14 protein-coding genes are annotated in these 14,619 nt (G+C 67.3%); 9 read left to right on the top strand and 5 right to left on the bottom strand.

Features of this window, described 5'->3' with window-relative positions:
• Positions 1 to 93 precede the first annotated feature (93 nt).
• From EJP69_RS01455 to EJP69_RS01420, 8 genes are all read left to right on the top strand, one after another.
• Complete coding sequence (locus EJP69_RS01455; protein ID WP_126468487.1) at positions 94 to 471, top strand: hypothetical protein; 378 nt, start codon at positions 94 to 96, stop codon at positions 469 to 471.
• Between the two features lie 101 nt (positions 472 to 572).
• Positions 573 to 1,580: a D-2-hydroxyacid dehydrogenase family protein gene (locus tag EJP69_RS01450; RefSeq protein ID WP_093202278.1), complete on the top strand. Its 1,008-nt coding sequence runs from the start codon at positions 573 to 575 to the stop codon at positions 1,578 to 1,580.
• Complete coding sequence (locus EJP69_RS01445; RefSeq protein ID WP_126468486.1) at positions 1,577 to 2,734, top strand: MFS transporter; 1,158 nt, start codon at positions 1,577 to 1,579, stop codon at positions 2,732 to 2,734. The genes EJP69_RS01450 and EJP69_RS01445 overlap by 4 nt, the downstream gene beginning before the upstream one ends.
• Positions 2,735 to 2,883: 149 nt before the next feature.
• A complete protein-coding gene (locus tag EJP69_RS01440; RefSeq protein WP_126468485.1) occupies positions 2,884 to 4,404 on the top strand; it encodes a 3-hydroxyacyl-CoA dehydrogenase in 1,521 nt (506 codons plus the stop codon).
• Between the two features lie 30 nt (positions 4,405 to 4,434).
• Complete coding sequence (locus tag EJP69_RS01435) at positions 4,435 to 5,217, top strand: oxepin-CoA hydrolase, alternative type (protein WP_126468484.1); 783 nt, start codon at positions 4,435 to 4,437, stop codon at positions 5,215 to 5,217.
• Between the two features lie 89 nt (positions 5,218 to 5,306).
• Positions 5,307 to 6,026, top strand: coding sequence for a Crp/Fnr family transcriptional regulator (locus tag EJP69_RS01430; RefSeq protein ID WP_093202289.1), 720 nt, complete (start codon positions 5,307 to 5,309; stop codon positions 6,024 to 6,026).
• A 45-nt stretch (positions 6,027 to 6,071) separates the two neighbouring features.
• Positions 6,072 to 7,178, top strand: coding sequence for a phosphotransferase (locus EJP69_RS01425; RefSeq protein WP_093202291.1), 1,107 nt, complete (start codon positions 6,072 to 6,074; stop codon positions 7,176 to 7,178).
• Positions 7,179 to 7,205: 27 nt separating this feature from the next.
• Positions 7,206 to 8,477: an acyl-CoA dehydrogenase family protein gene (locus EJP69_RS01420; protein WP_126468483.1), complete on the top strand. Its 1,272-nt coding sequence runs from the start codon at positions 7,206 to 7,208 to the stop codon at positions 8,475 to 8,477.
• A 102-nt stretch (positions 8,478 to 8,579) separates the two neighbouring features.
• On the opposite strand, the gene EJP69_RS01415 is transcribed toward EJP69_RS01420, so the two are convergent.
• The 5 genes from EJP69_RS01415 to EJP69_RS01395 all read right to left on the bottom strand — a co-directional run bounded on the left by EJP69_RS01415 (position 8,580) and on the right by EJP69_RS01395 (position 14,103).
• A complete protein-coding gene (locus EJP69_RS01415) occupies positions 8,580 to 9,077 on the bottom strand; it encodes a GNAT family N-acetyltransferase (protein ID WP_126468482.1) in 498 nt (165 codons plus the stop codon).
• Positions 9,074 to 10,411 (bottom strand): phosphoglucosamine mutase, encoded by a 1,338-nt coding sequence (gene glmM / locus EJP69_RS01410; protein WP_093202299.1) that lies wholly within the window; start codon positions 10,409 to 10,411, stop codon positions 9,074 to 9,076. The genes EJP69_RS01415 and glmM overlap by 4 nt, the downstream gene beginning before the upstream one ends.
• A complete protein-coding gene (folP, locus tag EJP69_RS01405; protein ID WP_093202911.1) occupies positions 10,408 to 11,226 on the bottom strand; it encodes a dihydropteroate synthase in 819 nt (272 codons plus the stop codon). The genes glmM and folP overlap by 4 nt, the downstream gene beginning before the upstream one ends.
• Before the next feature lie 125 nt (positions 11,227 to 11,351).
• Entirely contained in the window at positions 11,352 to 13,268 is a 1,917-nt protein-coding gene (gene ftsH / locus EJP69_RS01400; RefSeq protein WP_093202302.1) for an ATP-dependent zinc metalloprotease FtsH, read from the bottom strand.
• A 166-nt stretch (positions 13,269 to 13,434) separates the two neighbouring features.
• On the bottom strand, positions 13,435 to 14,103 hold the full coding sequence (locus EJP69_RS01395) for an RlmE family RNA methyltransferase (RefSeq protein WP_093306397.1): 669 nt from the start codon (positions 14,101 to 14,103) through the stop codon (positions 13,435 to 13,437).
• A gap of 33 nt (positions 14,104 to 14,136) precedes the next feature.
• Between EJP69_RS01395 and EJP69_RS01390 the strand changes: the two genes are divergently transcribed.
• Positions 14,137 to 14,616, top strand: a complete 480-nt coding sequence (locus EJP69_RS01390) for a YhbY family RNA-binding protein (protein WP_093202307.1) — start codon at positions 14,137 to 14,139, stop codon at positions 14,614 to 14,616.
• Positions 14,617 to 14,619 lie beyond the last annotated feature (3 nt).

Below are 14,619 nucleotides of genomic sequence, written 5' to 3'. Positions count from 1 at the left end.
TGGCGGGCGTATGGCGAAGAGTCGCCATCACCCTGTCGCGGCCGATTCAAGAAATCCTGCCTGTGTTCAACCTCATACTTTCTTGGAGTTCACATGGGAATCGCCCTCCTCGCCATCGCCGATATCTGGATGCCGCTGCAATCGCTGGCCAATCGCCTGATGCCGGCACGCCGCGCTCATCGCGGGAATCACCTCGACGCCACCGAATCCACGGCAGGATTGCGCTACGTGGCGGTTCGCCCCGCCTGCACCGCCCGCTCCGGCGGTGTTTCGTCCCCGGAAACGGCTGCCTCGCCGGCGCGCCCTCTGCGCGTGGTCCGGGTCGTTGACGGCAAGGGGCAGCAGCGCAGCGCCAACCGCGTGGTGATCTCCGGCCGCATGGCCGACGTCTGCGCCGAGCTCGACCGCCTGGCCGCGCTGGAAGCCGCAGAAACCATGGCCACGGCCCCGCGCTCCACACGCCTGCATTGAGCGCCTATTGGGTCCGGAACCGCCCTGCGAGCGGCTTCGGGGTGGGTATCCAAACGTTCGCAGGCGCGACATTCCAATGCTGCGAGGCACAATGGCACGCCATGAACATTGTGATCCTCGACGATTACCAGGACGCCGTGCGCAAGCTGCGCTGTGCCTCCAAGCTGGACGCATACGCGGCCAAGGTCTATACCAACACGGTGAAAGGCATTGGGCAGTTGTCGGTTCGCCTCAAGGACGCCGACGTGATCGTGCTGATCCGCGAGCGCACCCAGATCTCGCGCCAGCTGATCGAAAAGCTCCCGAAGCTCAAGCTCATTTCCCAGACCGGACGCGTTGCCGGGCACATCGACGTGGCGGCCTGCACCGAGCGCGGCGTGGCCGTGGCGGAAGGCTCCGGCTCTCCCCAGGCACCGGCCGAGCTCACATGGGCACTCATCATGGCCGCCATGCGCCGGCTGCCGCAGTACATCAGCAATCTCAAGCACGGTGCCTGGCAGCAGTCGGGGCTCAAGTCGGCGTCGATGCCGCCCAACTTCGGCATCGGCTCCGTGCTCAAGGGCAAGACGCTTTGCATCTGGGGCTACGGCCGCATCGGCCAACTGGTCGCGCGCTACGGGCAGGCCTTCGGCATGCAGGTCGTGATCTGGGGCCGTGAAGCCAGCTGTGCCAAGGCGCGTTCCGATGGCTTCCAGGTTGCGCAGAACCGCCACGAGTTCTTCGCCGCCGCCGACGTGCTGTCGGTGCACCTGCGGCTCAACGAGGAAACCAACGGCCTCATCACGCTGGAAGACCTCTCGCGCATGAAGCCGACCGCCCTGTTCGTGAACACCTCGCGTGCCGAGCTGGTCGAAGCCGACGCCCTGCTCGCCGCCCTCAACCGTGGCCGCCCCGGGCTCGCCGCCGTCGACGTGTTCGAGAGCGAACCGCCGCTGCAAGGCCACGCGCTGCTGCGCCTCGAAAACTGCATCTGCACGCCGCACATCGGCTACGTCGAGCAGGAAAGCTACGAGAGCTATTTCGGCCAGGCCTTCGACAACGTCGTGAGCTACATCAACGGCAACCCCACGAACATCGTGAATCCCGGCGCGCTGCAGGTCCGTCGGTGAGCCAGCCGGCGTCCCGGGGTGCGCTCTGGGCGCTGCTCGTCGGCAACTTCGTGATCGGCACGGGCGTGATGGTCGTGCCCGGCACGCTCAACGAGATCAGCGCCTCGCTCTCGGTCACGGCCGCCACGGCGGGGCAACTCATCACGGCCGCTGCCGCGGTCATGTGCATCGGCGCGCCGCTGCTGGCCGCTGCGGTCGCAGGCTGGGACCGCCGACAACTGCTGGCCCTCTCCCTGCTCTGGTACGCCGCCGGGCACGTTCTCTGCGCACTGATGCCGAGCTTCGGCGCACTGCTGCCGATGCGCATGCTCACGGTGATCGCGCCAGCCATCTTCACGCCCCAGGCTGCTGCCTGCGCCGGCCTGCTGGTGCCGCCCGAGCATCGCGGGCGCGCCGTCACCTTCGTCTTTCTCGGCTGGTCGATGGCCTCGGTGCTGGGCCTGCCCATCGGTGCGCTGATCGGCGGGCATCTGGGCTGGCGCATGGCTTTCGCGGCCATCGCACTGCTCAGTGTCGCGAGTGCGACATGGGTCTGGCTCACCCTGCCGAACGGCATTCGCCCCGCCGCGCTGACGGCCGCCGCGTGGTCGCGCGTGCTGCGCAGCCCCGTGCTGATGGGCATCGTCTCGGTCACGGCGCTGCAGGGCGCCGGCCAGTTCGTGCTGTTCAGCTACTTCGGCCCGATCCTCAAGCAGAGCTTCGGTGCCGACGCCACCACGCTGAGCGTGATGTGGGCACTCTTCGGCGCTTGCGGGCTGGTCGGCAACATGGTGGTCAGCAGGTACATCGACCGCGTGGGTGCCGGCCGCATGGTGCTGATCACGACGGTGCTGATCGCCGCCAGCCTGCTGCTGTGGCCGCTGGCCTCCACGCTCGCCTGGCTGGCAGTGGTGCTGGTGCCCTGGGGCCTGGGCTGCTTCTCCACGAATTCGGCGCAACAGGCCCGGCTGGTGGGCCTCGCACCCGCGCTCGCGCCGGGCTCGGTGGCGCTCAACAGCTCCGGCATCTACACCGGGCAGGCCGTGGGCGCGGCGCTGGGCGGCTGGCTGCTCGCCAACGACGCCAGTGCATGGATGAGCTGGGTCGGCCTCGGCCTGGTGCTGGTCGCCATCTCGCTGAGCGTGGCCATCGACCGCAGCCGCCGTGCGCCCTGAAAGCGCGCCCCCGCGTAAAACCCGTCACGCCCCGCCCGCGCGGGGCTGCAAAATCGAAGACTTCGACCGCGGTGCCGGCGCGTACGGCCCCGTGTCGACGCCTGCCCTGCAGGCCCGGATACCACCCAACCAGTGAAAATCTCCAGCAAATGACAGTGAACTACTCCCGAATCGGCGTCGTCGGCGCCGGCGCCATGGGGCGCGGCATCGCGCAGATCGCCGCACAGGCGGGCAGCGAAGTGCTGCTGCTCGACAGCTTCGCGGGTGCCGCCGAGCGCGGCCGCGAGGCCCTCGTCGCCCAATGGAACAAGCTACACGAGAAGAACAAGATCGACGCCGCCACGCGCGACGCGTACATCGCCCGCGTGAAGGCGGTCGATTCGGTTCAGGCGCTGGCCGGCTGCGACCTGGTGGTCGAAGCCATCGTCGAAGACCTCGAAGTCAAGCGCAAGCTGTTCCGCGAACTCGAAGGCGTGGTGGCCGAGACCGCCACGCTGGTCACCAACACCTCTTCCCTCTCGGTGACGGCCATCGCCGCAGGGCTGAAGCACCCCGGGCGCATCGCCGGCTTCCACTTCTTCAACCCGGTGCCGCTGATGAAGGTGGTCGAAGTTGTCGCGGGCTTCAAGACCGCCCCCGAGGTCTGCAAGCAACTGGCAGGCTATGCCACGCAGATGGGCCACAGCGCCGTGCAGGCGCAGGACACGCCCGGCTTCATCGTCAACCACGCGGGCCGCGGCTACGGCACCGAGGCGCTGCGCATCGTCGGCGAAGGCGTTGCCGACTTCGCGACCGTCGACCGCATCCTCAAGGACCAGGCCGGCTTCCGCCTCGGCCCCTTCGAGCTGCTGGACCTGACGGCGCTCGACGTGTCGCATCCGGTGATGGAGTCGATCTACCACCAGTACTTCGAGGAGCCGCGCTTCCGCCCCAGCGTGATCACCGCGCAGCGCCTGGCCGCCGGCGCGCTGGGCCGCAAGACCAACGAAGGCTTCTACCGCTACAACGACGGCGTGATGCAGCAGGTGCCCGAGGCGCCTGCGCCGGTGGTCGAGGGCACGCCCTCGGTCTGGGTCTCGCCGCGTGCCGCGCGCCGCGCAGAGCTGCTGCGCCTCGTGAACACGCTGGGCGCGCAGATCGACAGCGGCGCCACGGCCGCGCCGCAATCGTTGATCCTGGTCGCGCCGCTGGGCTTCGATGTGACCACGGTGGCCGCCGTCGAGCGCCTGGACGCCACCCGCACCGTCGGCATCGACATGATGATCGACGACGCCGCCACCAAGCGCCGCGTGCTCGCCACCAACCCGGCCACGCGCCGCGACATCCGCGACGCGGCGCACGCCCTCTTCGCGCGCGACGGCAAGGCCGTGAGCGTGATCCGCGACAGCGGCGGCTTCGTCACGCAGCGCGTGATCGGCACCATCGTCAACATCGCCGCCGACATGTGCCAGCAGCGCGTGTGCACGCCGGCCGACCTCGAGACCGCCGTGCAGTTGGGCCTGGGCTATCCGCGCGGCCCGCTCGCCATGGGCAACCTCTACGGACCGACCAACATGCTCGAGGTGCTGTTCAACCTGCAGACGGTGTACGGCGACCCGCGCTATCGCCCGAGCCCGTGGCTGCGCCGCCGCGGCGCGCTGGGCCTGAGCCTGCTGCACGAAGAAGAATGAAGACCGAGTAAGAAAGCACGGAACCGAGCCATGAGCACCGCAGAACTCAAGAGTACGAGCGAGGGCAGCACCATGGTGCTGACGATCTCCAACCCCAGCCAGCGCAACGCGCTGGGCCCCGACATCTACGCCGCGGGCATCGAGGCGCTGAACAAGGCCGAGAACAGCGCGGAGATCCGCAGCGTGGTCATCGTGGGCGAAGGCTCATGGTTCTGCGCCGGCGGCTCGCTGCAGCGCCTCCTGGCCAACCGGCAGCTCGACCGCTCGGTGCAGGCCGAGAGCATCGAGGGCCTGCACAACTGGATCGATTCGATCCGCACCTTTCCCAAGCCGGTCATCGCGGCCGTCGAAGGCGCGGCGGCGGGCGCGGGCTTTTCGCTCGCGCTGGCCTGCGATTTCGTGGTGTCGGCGCGCGACGCGGTCTTCGCGGCCTCGTACAGCAACGTTGCGCTGTCGCCCGACGGCGGTCTGAGCTGGCACCTGGGGCGCCAACTGCCGCGCCAGCTCGCGAGCGAATGGCTGATGAACGGCGAGCGCATCGCCGCGCCGCGCCTGCACGCACTGGGCCTGGTCAACGAGCTCACCGAAAGCGGCCAGGCGCTCGCGGGCGCGCTGGCGCTGGCGGGCCGGCTCAACGCGCGTGCACCGAATTCGCTGGCCAGCATCAAGGAGCTGCTGAGCGAGGCCCAAAGTGCCACGCTGGCCTCGCAGCTTTCGCAGGAGCGCGACCACTTCGTGCGCAACCTGCACCACGCGAACGCGGGCATCGGCATCGCCGCGTTCCTCGAGAAGAAGCCGCCGCAGTACGAATAGACAGCCCAGCAACCGAGCAAGCGGGTAGCGCCGGACGGCGTCGCTCCCGTGACACCCACCAGCTTTCCAGTCGCCGAGAGGACAGACCAATGGACGACCCCATTCTTACCATCGAAGAACGTGAAGCGATCAACAGTGGTCGCTGGTTTTCTTCCCTTTCTCCATCGCTGCGGCACGACATCCTCCGATGCGCCTTCGTCAAACGCTACAAGGACGGCGACCTGATCGCCGCCCGCGGCGATCCGCCCGAACACTGGATTGCCTGCGCCAAGGGCGCGGTGCGCGTGAGCTCGACGGCCGTCTCGGGCAAGCAGGTGACGCTGACCTACGTGGAACCGGGCATCTGGTTCGGCGACGTGGCGATGTTCGACGGGGACCGGCGCACGCACGACACCTACTCGCATGGCGACACCACCATCCTGTGCGTGGCGCGCGCCGACTTCCAGAAGATCCTGGCCTCGCACGTGGAGCTGTACGAGGCGCTGATGCGGCTGCAGGCGCGGCGCATCCGCACGCTCTTCGGGCTGGTGGAAGACCTCAACACCCTGCCCCTGCGAGCGCGGCTGGCCAAGCAGCTCATTCACCTCGTGCGCAGCTACGGCGTGCCGAACCTGGAAGACGGCAGCCAGATGCGCATCGGCCTGCAACTGGCGCAGGAAGAACTGGCGCAGCTGCTGGGTGCCTCGCGCCAGCGGGTCAACCAGGAGCTGAAGACCATGGAGCGCGAGGGCACCATCCGCATCGAGCCGGGCGGCCTGGTGGTGCTCGACCGTTCGGCGTTGATGCGCGTCTCGGAAGCTGAAAGCTAGAACGACAACTACAACGACAACCCCAGGCAGACAAGACATACCGACATGAGCCAGGACTTCTCCTCCTTCATCGGCACCCGTGCCGTCTCGCAACAGCACGCCTTCGACGTCGACGCGCTCGCGGCCTGGCTCGGGAAGAACCTCGACGGCTTCAAGGGCCCGCTGACGGTCGAGATGTTCAAGGGCGGCCAGTCGAACCCGACCTACAAGCTGGTCACGCCCACGCAGAGCTACGTGATGCGCGCCAAGCCGGGCCCGGTCGCGAAGCTGCTGCCTTCCGCCCACGCGGTGGAGCGCGAGTTCAAGGTGATGAGCGGCCTGGCCGGCACCGACGTGCCGGTGCCGCGCATGTACTGCCTGTGCGAGGACGAAAGCGTCATCGGCCGTGCCTTCTACGTCATGGAGTTCATGCAGGGCCGCGTGCTGTGGGACCAGTCGCTGCCCGGCATGAGCAACGCCGAGCGCGACGCCCACTACGACGAGATGAACCGCGTGATCGCCGCGCTGCATACGGTCGACTTCGCCGCCCGCGGCCTGGCCGACTATGGCAAGCCCGGCAACTACTTCGAGCGCCAGATCGGCCGCTGGAGCAAGCAGTACAAGGCTTCGGCCGACGGCGCGGGCGAGCTCTCGCAACCCATCGAGGCCATGGAGCGGCTGATCGACTGGCTGCCCGCGCACATGCCCGCTAGCGCGCGCGACGAGAGCAAGGTGTCGATCGTCCACGGCGACTACCGCCTCGACAACGTGATGTTCCATGCCACCGAGCCGCGCATCATCGCGGTGCTCGACTGGGAGCTTTCCACGCTGGGCCACCCGCTGGCCGACTTCAGCTACCACTGCATGTCCTGGCATATGCCGCCGAGCACTGGGCGCGGCATCGGCGGCGTCGATGTCGCCTCGCTGGGCATTCCCACCGAGAGCGAATACATCCGCCGCTACTGCGAGCGCACCCGCATCAGCACGCCCGAGGCGCTCGCGCCCGACTGGAACTTCTACCAGGCCTACAACCTGTTCCGCATGGCCGCGATCCTGCAAGGCATTGCCAAGCGGGTCGAGGCCGGAACCGCGTCGAGCGAGCAAGCCGTGGCTTCGGCCCGCGGCGCCCGCCCCATGGCCGACATGGCCTGGCAGTTTGCCCAAAAGGCATAAGCCGCCCCACCCCACCAGGAGACGAAGATGGATTTCGAATACTCGGCCAAGACCAAAGACCTGCAGAAACGCGTCCAGGCTTTCATGGACGACCACATCTACCCGGCCGAGGCCGAGTACGCGGCCGAGCTGGCCGCAAACACGGTCGCCGGCAAGCGCTGGACCGCGCTCAAGACGGTCGAGAAGCTCAAGGAAAAGGCCAAGGCCCAGGGCCTGTGGAACCTGTTCCTGCCGGTCGACAGCGCCGCAGCGTCGGGCTACGACGGCGCCGGCCTGACCAACCAGGAATACGCCCCGCTGGCCGAGATCATGGGCCGGGTGCCATGGGCTTCGGAAGCCTTCAACTGCTCGGCACCCGACACCGGCAACATGGAGACCATCGCGCGCTACGGCTCGGAAGAGATCAAGGCACGCTGGCTCAAGCCGCTGCTCGAAGGCCAGATCCGCTCGGCCTTCGCCATGACCGAGCCCGAAGTGGCTTCGAGCGACGCCACCAACATCTCCACGCGCATCGAGCGCCAGGGCGACGAGTACGTCATCAACGGCCACAAGTGGTGGATTTCCGGTGCGGCCGATCCGCGCTGCGCGGTCTTCATCACCATGGGCAAGAGCGACCCCGAGGCGCCTCGCCACTCGCAGCAGAGCATGATCGTGGTGCCGGCCGACGCCAAGGGCATCCGCATCGTGCGCCCGCTGAACGTGATGGGCTACGACGACGCGCCGCACGGCCACGTCGAGATGTATTTCGAGAACGTGCGCGTGCCCGCCAGCAACATGCTGCTGGGCGAAGGCCGCGGCTTCGAGATCGCCCAGGGCCGCCTCGGCCCCGGACGCATCCACCACTGCATGCGCCTGATCGGCCTGGCCGAGCGCGCGCTGGAGCTGATGTGCAAGCGCGCCTCCTCGCGCGTGGCCTTCGGCAAGACCGTGGCTTCGCAGACCGTGACGCAGGAGCGCATCGCCGAAGCTCGCTGCAAGATCGACATGGCCCGCCTGCTCACGCTGAAGGCCGCATGGCTGATGGACGTGGCCGGCAACAAGGTCGCGAAGAACGAGATCGCCATGATCAAGGTCGTCGCACCGTCGATGGCCTGCCAGGTGATCGACTGGGCCATGCAGGTCCACGGCGGTGGCGGCATGTGCGACGACTTCCCGCTGGCTGCCGCCTATGCCGGCGCACGCACGCTGCGCTTCGCGGACGGTCCGGACGAAGTGCACCGCAATGCGATCGCCAAGTGGGAGCTGGGCAAGTACGCACCGGGCAAGGCCGATGCTGAAATGCCGGTGACGCGTTTCTGATCCACCCGTTTCGACGACTCCTCTTCAGGTTGAAGAGGGTCGACGAACAAAGGGCCGGCGGCGAACGATTCGCCCCGGCCCTTTTTCTTTGGTCCCTTGTCCTCAGAGCTTCTTCTGCAGGAAGACGGCTGTGCCGAATGCCGGGTCGAGCTGGTAGCCCGCGAAGCCCTCGCGCTCGTAGGCGCGCAGCGCGGGCGCGTTGCCCGACAACACCTCGAGCGTGAGCTTGCACGCCCCGCGCCTGCGGGCCTCTTCCTCGACCCGCGCGAACATCTTCTGCGCCACGCGTTGCCCTCGATGGCTGGGCAGCACCACCACGTCGTGCACGTTCACCAGCGGCCTGGCTGCGAAGGTCGAGAAGCCCTCGATGCAGTTGATCAACCCGACGGGCTGCCCCGCGTCGTACGCCAGCACGCTGAAGGCCTGGGGACGCGCGGCCAGTGCCGCCGGCAGGCTCTCGCGCACAGAAGCATCGAGCGGCTGACCGCCGCCGGCGGGGTCGCTGGCATAAGCATCGAGAAGGCCGACCAGCGCGGCCGCATGAGCGGCATTAAGGTAGTCGGCGATGAAGACCTCGATCTGCGCCGAGGCCGCCGTCATCGCGCGGGCTCCAGTGTGGCCGCGAGGCGCTTCGCGCAGGATTCGGCCTGCTTCGCATCGCGCGCCTCGACCATCACGCGCACCAGCGGCTCGGTACCGCTCGCACGGATCAGCACACGGCCTGCATCGCCGAGCTCGGCTTCGATGCGAGCGGTTTCGCTGGCCAGCGCCTTGTTGGCCTTCCAGTCCTGGTCGGGCGAGATGCGCACGTTGATCAGGGTCTGCGGGAACAGCGTGACGCCTTCGAGCAGCTGCGCCACCGTCTTGCCGCTGCGCACGCAGGCCTGCAGCACCTGCAGCGCGCTCACGATGCCGTCGCCGGTGGTATGGCGGTCGAGCGCCAGCAGGTGGCCGGAGCCCTCGCCGCCGAGCAGCCAGCCGCGCTTGTCGAGTTCTTCGAGCACGTAGCGGTCGCCGACCTTGGCGCGCACGAACTCGATGCCCTGCTTGCGCAAGGCCATCTCGACGGCCTTGTTGGTCATGAGCGTGCCCACCACGCCCACCGGCTTGTCGCCGCGCGCGATGCGCTCGGACACCATGAGGTAGAGCAGCTCATCGCCGTTGAAGAGGCGCCCGCTGGCGTCGACCAGCTGCAGGCGGTCGGCGTCGCCGTCGAGGGCGATCCCGTAGTCGGCCTTCTGCGCCGTGACCGCGGCGATCAGCGCCTCGGGATGCGTGGCGCCGAAGCCCTTGTTGATGTTCAGCCCGTCGGGCGAAACGCCGATGCTCGTCACTTCCGCGCCCAGCTCGTGGAACACGTTGGGTGCCACCTGGTAGGCCGCACCGTGCGCGGCGTCGACCACCAGCTTCATGTCGCGCAGCGTCAGGTCGTTGGCGAAGGTGCTCTTGCAGAACTCGATGTAACGGCCGGGCGCGTCGTTGAGGCGGCGGGCCTTGCCCAGGTTGGCGGAATCGACCCACACGGGGTCTTCTTCCAGCGCTGCCTCTACGGCCAACTCCCAGGCATCGTCGAGCTTGGTGCCCTGCGCGCTGAAGAACTTGATGCCGTTGTCGGGGTAGGCGTTGTGGCTTGCGCTGATCACCACGCCGAGGCTCGCACGCTGGGCGCGCGTGAGGTAGGCCACGCCAGGCGTCGGCAGCGGGCCCAGCAGCACGACATCGACGCCAGCCGAGTTGAAGCCCGATTCGAGCGCGGATTCGAGCATGTAGCCCGAGATGCGCGTGTCCTTGCCGATGAGCACCGTCGGACGCGACTGCGTCTTCTTGAGCACGCGGCCCACGGCATGCGCGAGGCGCAGGACGAAGTCGGGCGTGATGGGCGCCTGGCCCACCGTGCCGCGGATGCCGTCGGTGCCGAAATATTTGCGGGTCATGTTGATCCTGTCTGCTCTTGTGTTTGTTGTTGTGACTCTTGCGCCTTCATGGCGCGCCATACCGCGAGTGCCGCGACGGTGTCGCGCACGTCGTGCACGCGCACCACGGCTGCTCCCCTGTCCACCGCCAGCACCGCCGCGGCGACGCTGGGCACGATGCGTTCACCCGCCACCTCGATGCCGGTGACCGCGCCGATCGACGACTTGCGCGACCAGCCCAGCAGCAGCGGATAGCCGCCGGCGAGCAGTTCGCGCTGCCGCGCGAGCAAGGCGAAATTCTGCGCCACCGTCTTGCCGAAGCCCACGCCGGGGTCGAGCGTGATGCGCGAGGGATCGACTCCCATCTCGCGCAGGAGTTGCACCTGAGCCGAGAGGAACGACAGCACTTCGGGAATCACGTCGCCGGCCATGGGCACGGCCTGCATGGTCTGCGGGTCGCGATGCATGTGCATCAGGCAGATGCCGCACGAAGGGTGCGCCGCGACGGCCTCGCGCGCGCCTGGCTGGCGCAGCGCCCAGATGTCGTTGACGATGTCCGCGCCCAGGTCGAGCACGGCACGCATGACCTCGGGCTTGTAGGTGTCGATGGAGATCGGCACGTTCAGCTTCACCGCCTCGCGCACCACCGGTACCACCCGCGCAAGCTCGGCCTCGAGCGGCACAGCGGGGCTGCCGGGGCGGGTCGATTCGCCGCCGATGTCGAGGATGTCGGCGCCCTCCTTCAGCAGCTGCTCGCAGTGGCGCAGTGCGGTTTCGGTGGAGGCGTGGGCGCCGCCGTCCGAGAAGGAATCGGGCGTGACGTTGACGATGCCCATCACGCGCGGCAGCGCGAGGTCGATGCGGAAGCGGGAGGTCTGCCAGAAGGCGGCACCGGCAGCCGCATGCCCTCCATCGAAAACGGGGCCAGAGGCCCCGTTGTGGTTTGACGCCTGGCTCGCGCTCACGCTGCGTTGGGCGCCGGGTCGGTCGACACGGCGGGCGTGCCGCCGCTGCCACCGCTGCCCGAAGGCGGAACGCGCGGCGTCCAGTCCTTGGGCGGACGGGGCGCGCGGCCGGCCATGATGTCGTCGAGCTGCTCGGTGTCGATGGTTTCCCATTCGAGCAGTGCCTTGGCCATGGCGTGCATCTTGTCGCTGTTCTCCTCGATCAGGCGGCGCGCCAGGGCGTACTGCTCGTCGATGATGCGGCGGACTTCGGAGTCGACCTTCTCCATGGTCTGCTCGCTCATGTTCGTGGTCTTGGTGACCGAGCGACCCAGGAACACTTCGCCTTCGTTCTCGGCGTAGACCATCGGGCCGAGCGCATCGCTCATGCCGTACTTCATGACCATGTCTCGCGCCAGGTTGGTGGCACGCTCGAAGTCGTTGCTGGCGCCGGTGGTCATCTGGTGCATGAACACCTCCTCGGCGATGCGGCCGCCGAACAGCATGCTGATCTGGTTCAGCATGTACTCGCGGTCGTAGCTGTAGCGGTCCTGAGCGGGCAGGCTCATGGTCACGCCGAGGGCACGGCCGCGAGGAATGATCGTGACCTTGTGGACCGGGTCGCACTTGGGCAGCAGCTTGCCGATGAGGGCGTGGCCGGACTCGTGGTAGGCCGTGTTGCGGCGCTCTTCCTCGGGCATGACCATGCTCTTGCGCTCGGGGCCCATGAAGATCTTGTCCTTGGCCTTCTCGAAGTCCTGCATCTCGACCACGCGCGCATTGCGGCGGGCTGCCATCAGGGCAGCTTCGTTGCAGAGGTTGGCCAGGTCGGCGCCGGACATGCCGGGCGTGCCGCGAGCGATCACGCTCGGGTTTACGTCCTGGCCCAGCGGGACCTTGCGCATGTGCACGCCGAGGATCTGCTCGCGGCCGCGGATGTCGGGCAGCGTCACGTAGACCTGGCGGTCGAAGCGGCCGGGGCGCAGCAGGGCCGCGTCCAGGATGTCGGGGCGGTTGGTGGCAGCCACCACGATCACGCCGAGGTTGGTCTCGAAGCCGTCCATCTCGACCAGCATCTGGTTGAGCGTCTGCTCGCGTTCATCGTTGCCGCCGCCGAGGCCGGCACCGCGCTGGCGACCCACCGCGTCGATTTCGTCGATGAAGATGATGCAGGGAGCGTTCTTCTTGGCGTTCTCGAACATGTCGCGGACACGGGCAGCGCCCACGCCGACGAACATTTCGACGAAGTCGGAACCGGAGATCGAGAAGAAAGGCACCTTGGCTTCGCCGGCGATCGACTTGGCCAGCAGCGTCTTGCCGGTGCCGGGAGGGCCGACCAGCAGCAGGCCGCGCGGAATACGGCCGCCGAGCTTCTGGAAGCGCTGCGGGTCCTTCAGGAAGTCGACGACTTCGCGGACTTCTTCCTTGGCCTCGTCGCAGCCCGCGACGTCGGCGAAGGTGACCGTGTTGTTGTTCTCGTCCATCATGCGGGCCTTGCTCTTGCCGAAGCTGAACGCCCCGCCCTTGCCGCCGCCCTGCATCTGTCGCATGAAGTAGATCCAGACGCCGATCAGCAGCAGCATCGGGCCCCAGCTGACCAGCAGGGTCATGAGCAGGGAGCTTTCTTCGCGCGGCTTGACGTCGAACTTGACGTTGTGGTCGATCAGGTCGCCCACGAGGCCGCGGTCGAGGACCGTGGCGGTCGTGCGGATCTTGCGATCGTCGTTGGTGACGGCGACGATCTCGCCGCCGGCGGCGCCTTCAGGAATGACGGCGCTCTTGATCTGGTTGTTCCGGACCTGGTCCAGAAACTCGGAGTAGCTGACTGTCCCCGAGCCGACGCCACCGCGGGTGTCGAACTGCTTGAACACAGTGAACAACACCATGGCAATGACGAGCCATACGGCAACTTTGGAAAACCACTGATTGTTCAAACGAAACTCCAGGCTAAGGCGCGTGACAGGTGGATGAAAAAACGCGCTGTGGGTACGCAATTGCGCCCCATTTTAGGCTTTTCAAGCTACGAAAAGCGGGCATTTCCCTAATGCGGCCATAGCCTGGCATGGCTTTGTGCCGCCGGCCGTGTTGCTTGGCACGGTTTCAAGGCGTATCCACGGCCTTCAGTCCTACACCGACCAGGAAAGTCTCGGCCGACTTGTCCCGCGACGCCTTGGGCTTGAAGGGCTTCGCGACGCGGAAATTGGCCTTGAAGAGCTTCACCAGCTCGTCGTAGCCACTGCCGTGGAAAACCTTGGCCACCAGTGCGCCCTCGGGCTTCAGGTGGTGCTGGGAGAAGTCGATTGCAAGCTCGATCAGGTGCGACACCCGGGCGGCATCGGCCGAGTGGATGCCAGAGAGGTTCGGAGCCATGTCCGACACCACCAGGTCGGCCTTGCGGCCCGCCAGGACGCCCAGCAGCTGCTGGAGCAGCGCGTCTTCGCGGAAATCCCCCTGCAGGAAGGTCACGCCCTCGATGGGCTCCATGGGCAGGATGTCGAGCGAGATGATGGTTCCGTTCAGTTCGCCGGCCGCGGCGCCGCCGGGCGACATGCGCCGGCGCAAATACTGGCTCCAGGCGCCCGGGGTGGAACCGAGGTCCACCACCAGCTGGCCCGGCTTGACGAGGCCGAGCGCCTCGTCGATTTCCTTGAGCTTGTACGCGGCGCGCGCCCTGTAGCCTTCCTTCGTGGCGAGCTTCACGTAGGGGTCGTTGATATGGTCGTGCAACCACGCCTTGTTGACTTTCTTGCTTTTGGCTTTGGTGCTCATGGGGGTCTTCGTGTACGGGCCGATAATACGGGGATGCCCGCCATTCAACTTACCCCTGCCGAGCGCAAGGTGCATCGCGCCGAAGCTCACCACCTGGATCCGATCGTCATGGTCGGTGGAGACGGGCTCACCCCTGCCGTGAAGAAGGAAGCCGACGCGGCGCTCAAGGCCCACGGCCTGATCAAGATCCGCGTCTTCTCCGATGACCGCCTGGCCCGCGACGCCATGCTGCGCGAACTGGCCGAGGAACTCGACGCCGCCCCGATCCAGCACATCGGCAAGCTGCTGGTGCTGTGGCGCCCGAAGGCCGAGAAGGAACGCGTGGTCGACGAAGACCGCATGCCCGGCCCGCGCGACGTGAAGATCGTCAAGTACAGCAAGCGCGGCGGCCAACGCCCAGAGATCAAGACGCTGCGCGTGCTCGGCAACCAGCGCCTGACGCCCGGCGGCACCATCAAGCGCGCCAAGGCGAAGCGGCCGCTGTCGGTCAAGAAGCGCAACCAGGCGGATTGAGCC

The organism is Variovorax gossypii (genome assembly GCF_003965815.1).
Taxonomy (GTDB): domain Bacteria; phylum Pseudomonadota; class Gammaproteobacteria; order Burkholderiales; family Burkholderiaceae_C; genus Variovorax; species Variovorax gossypii.
This window is presented reverse-complemented; position numbering and strand designations above follow the sequence as displayed.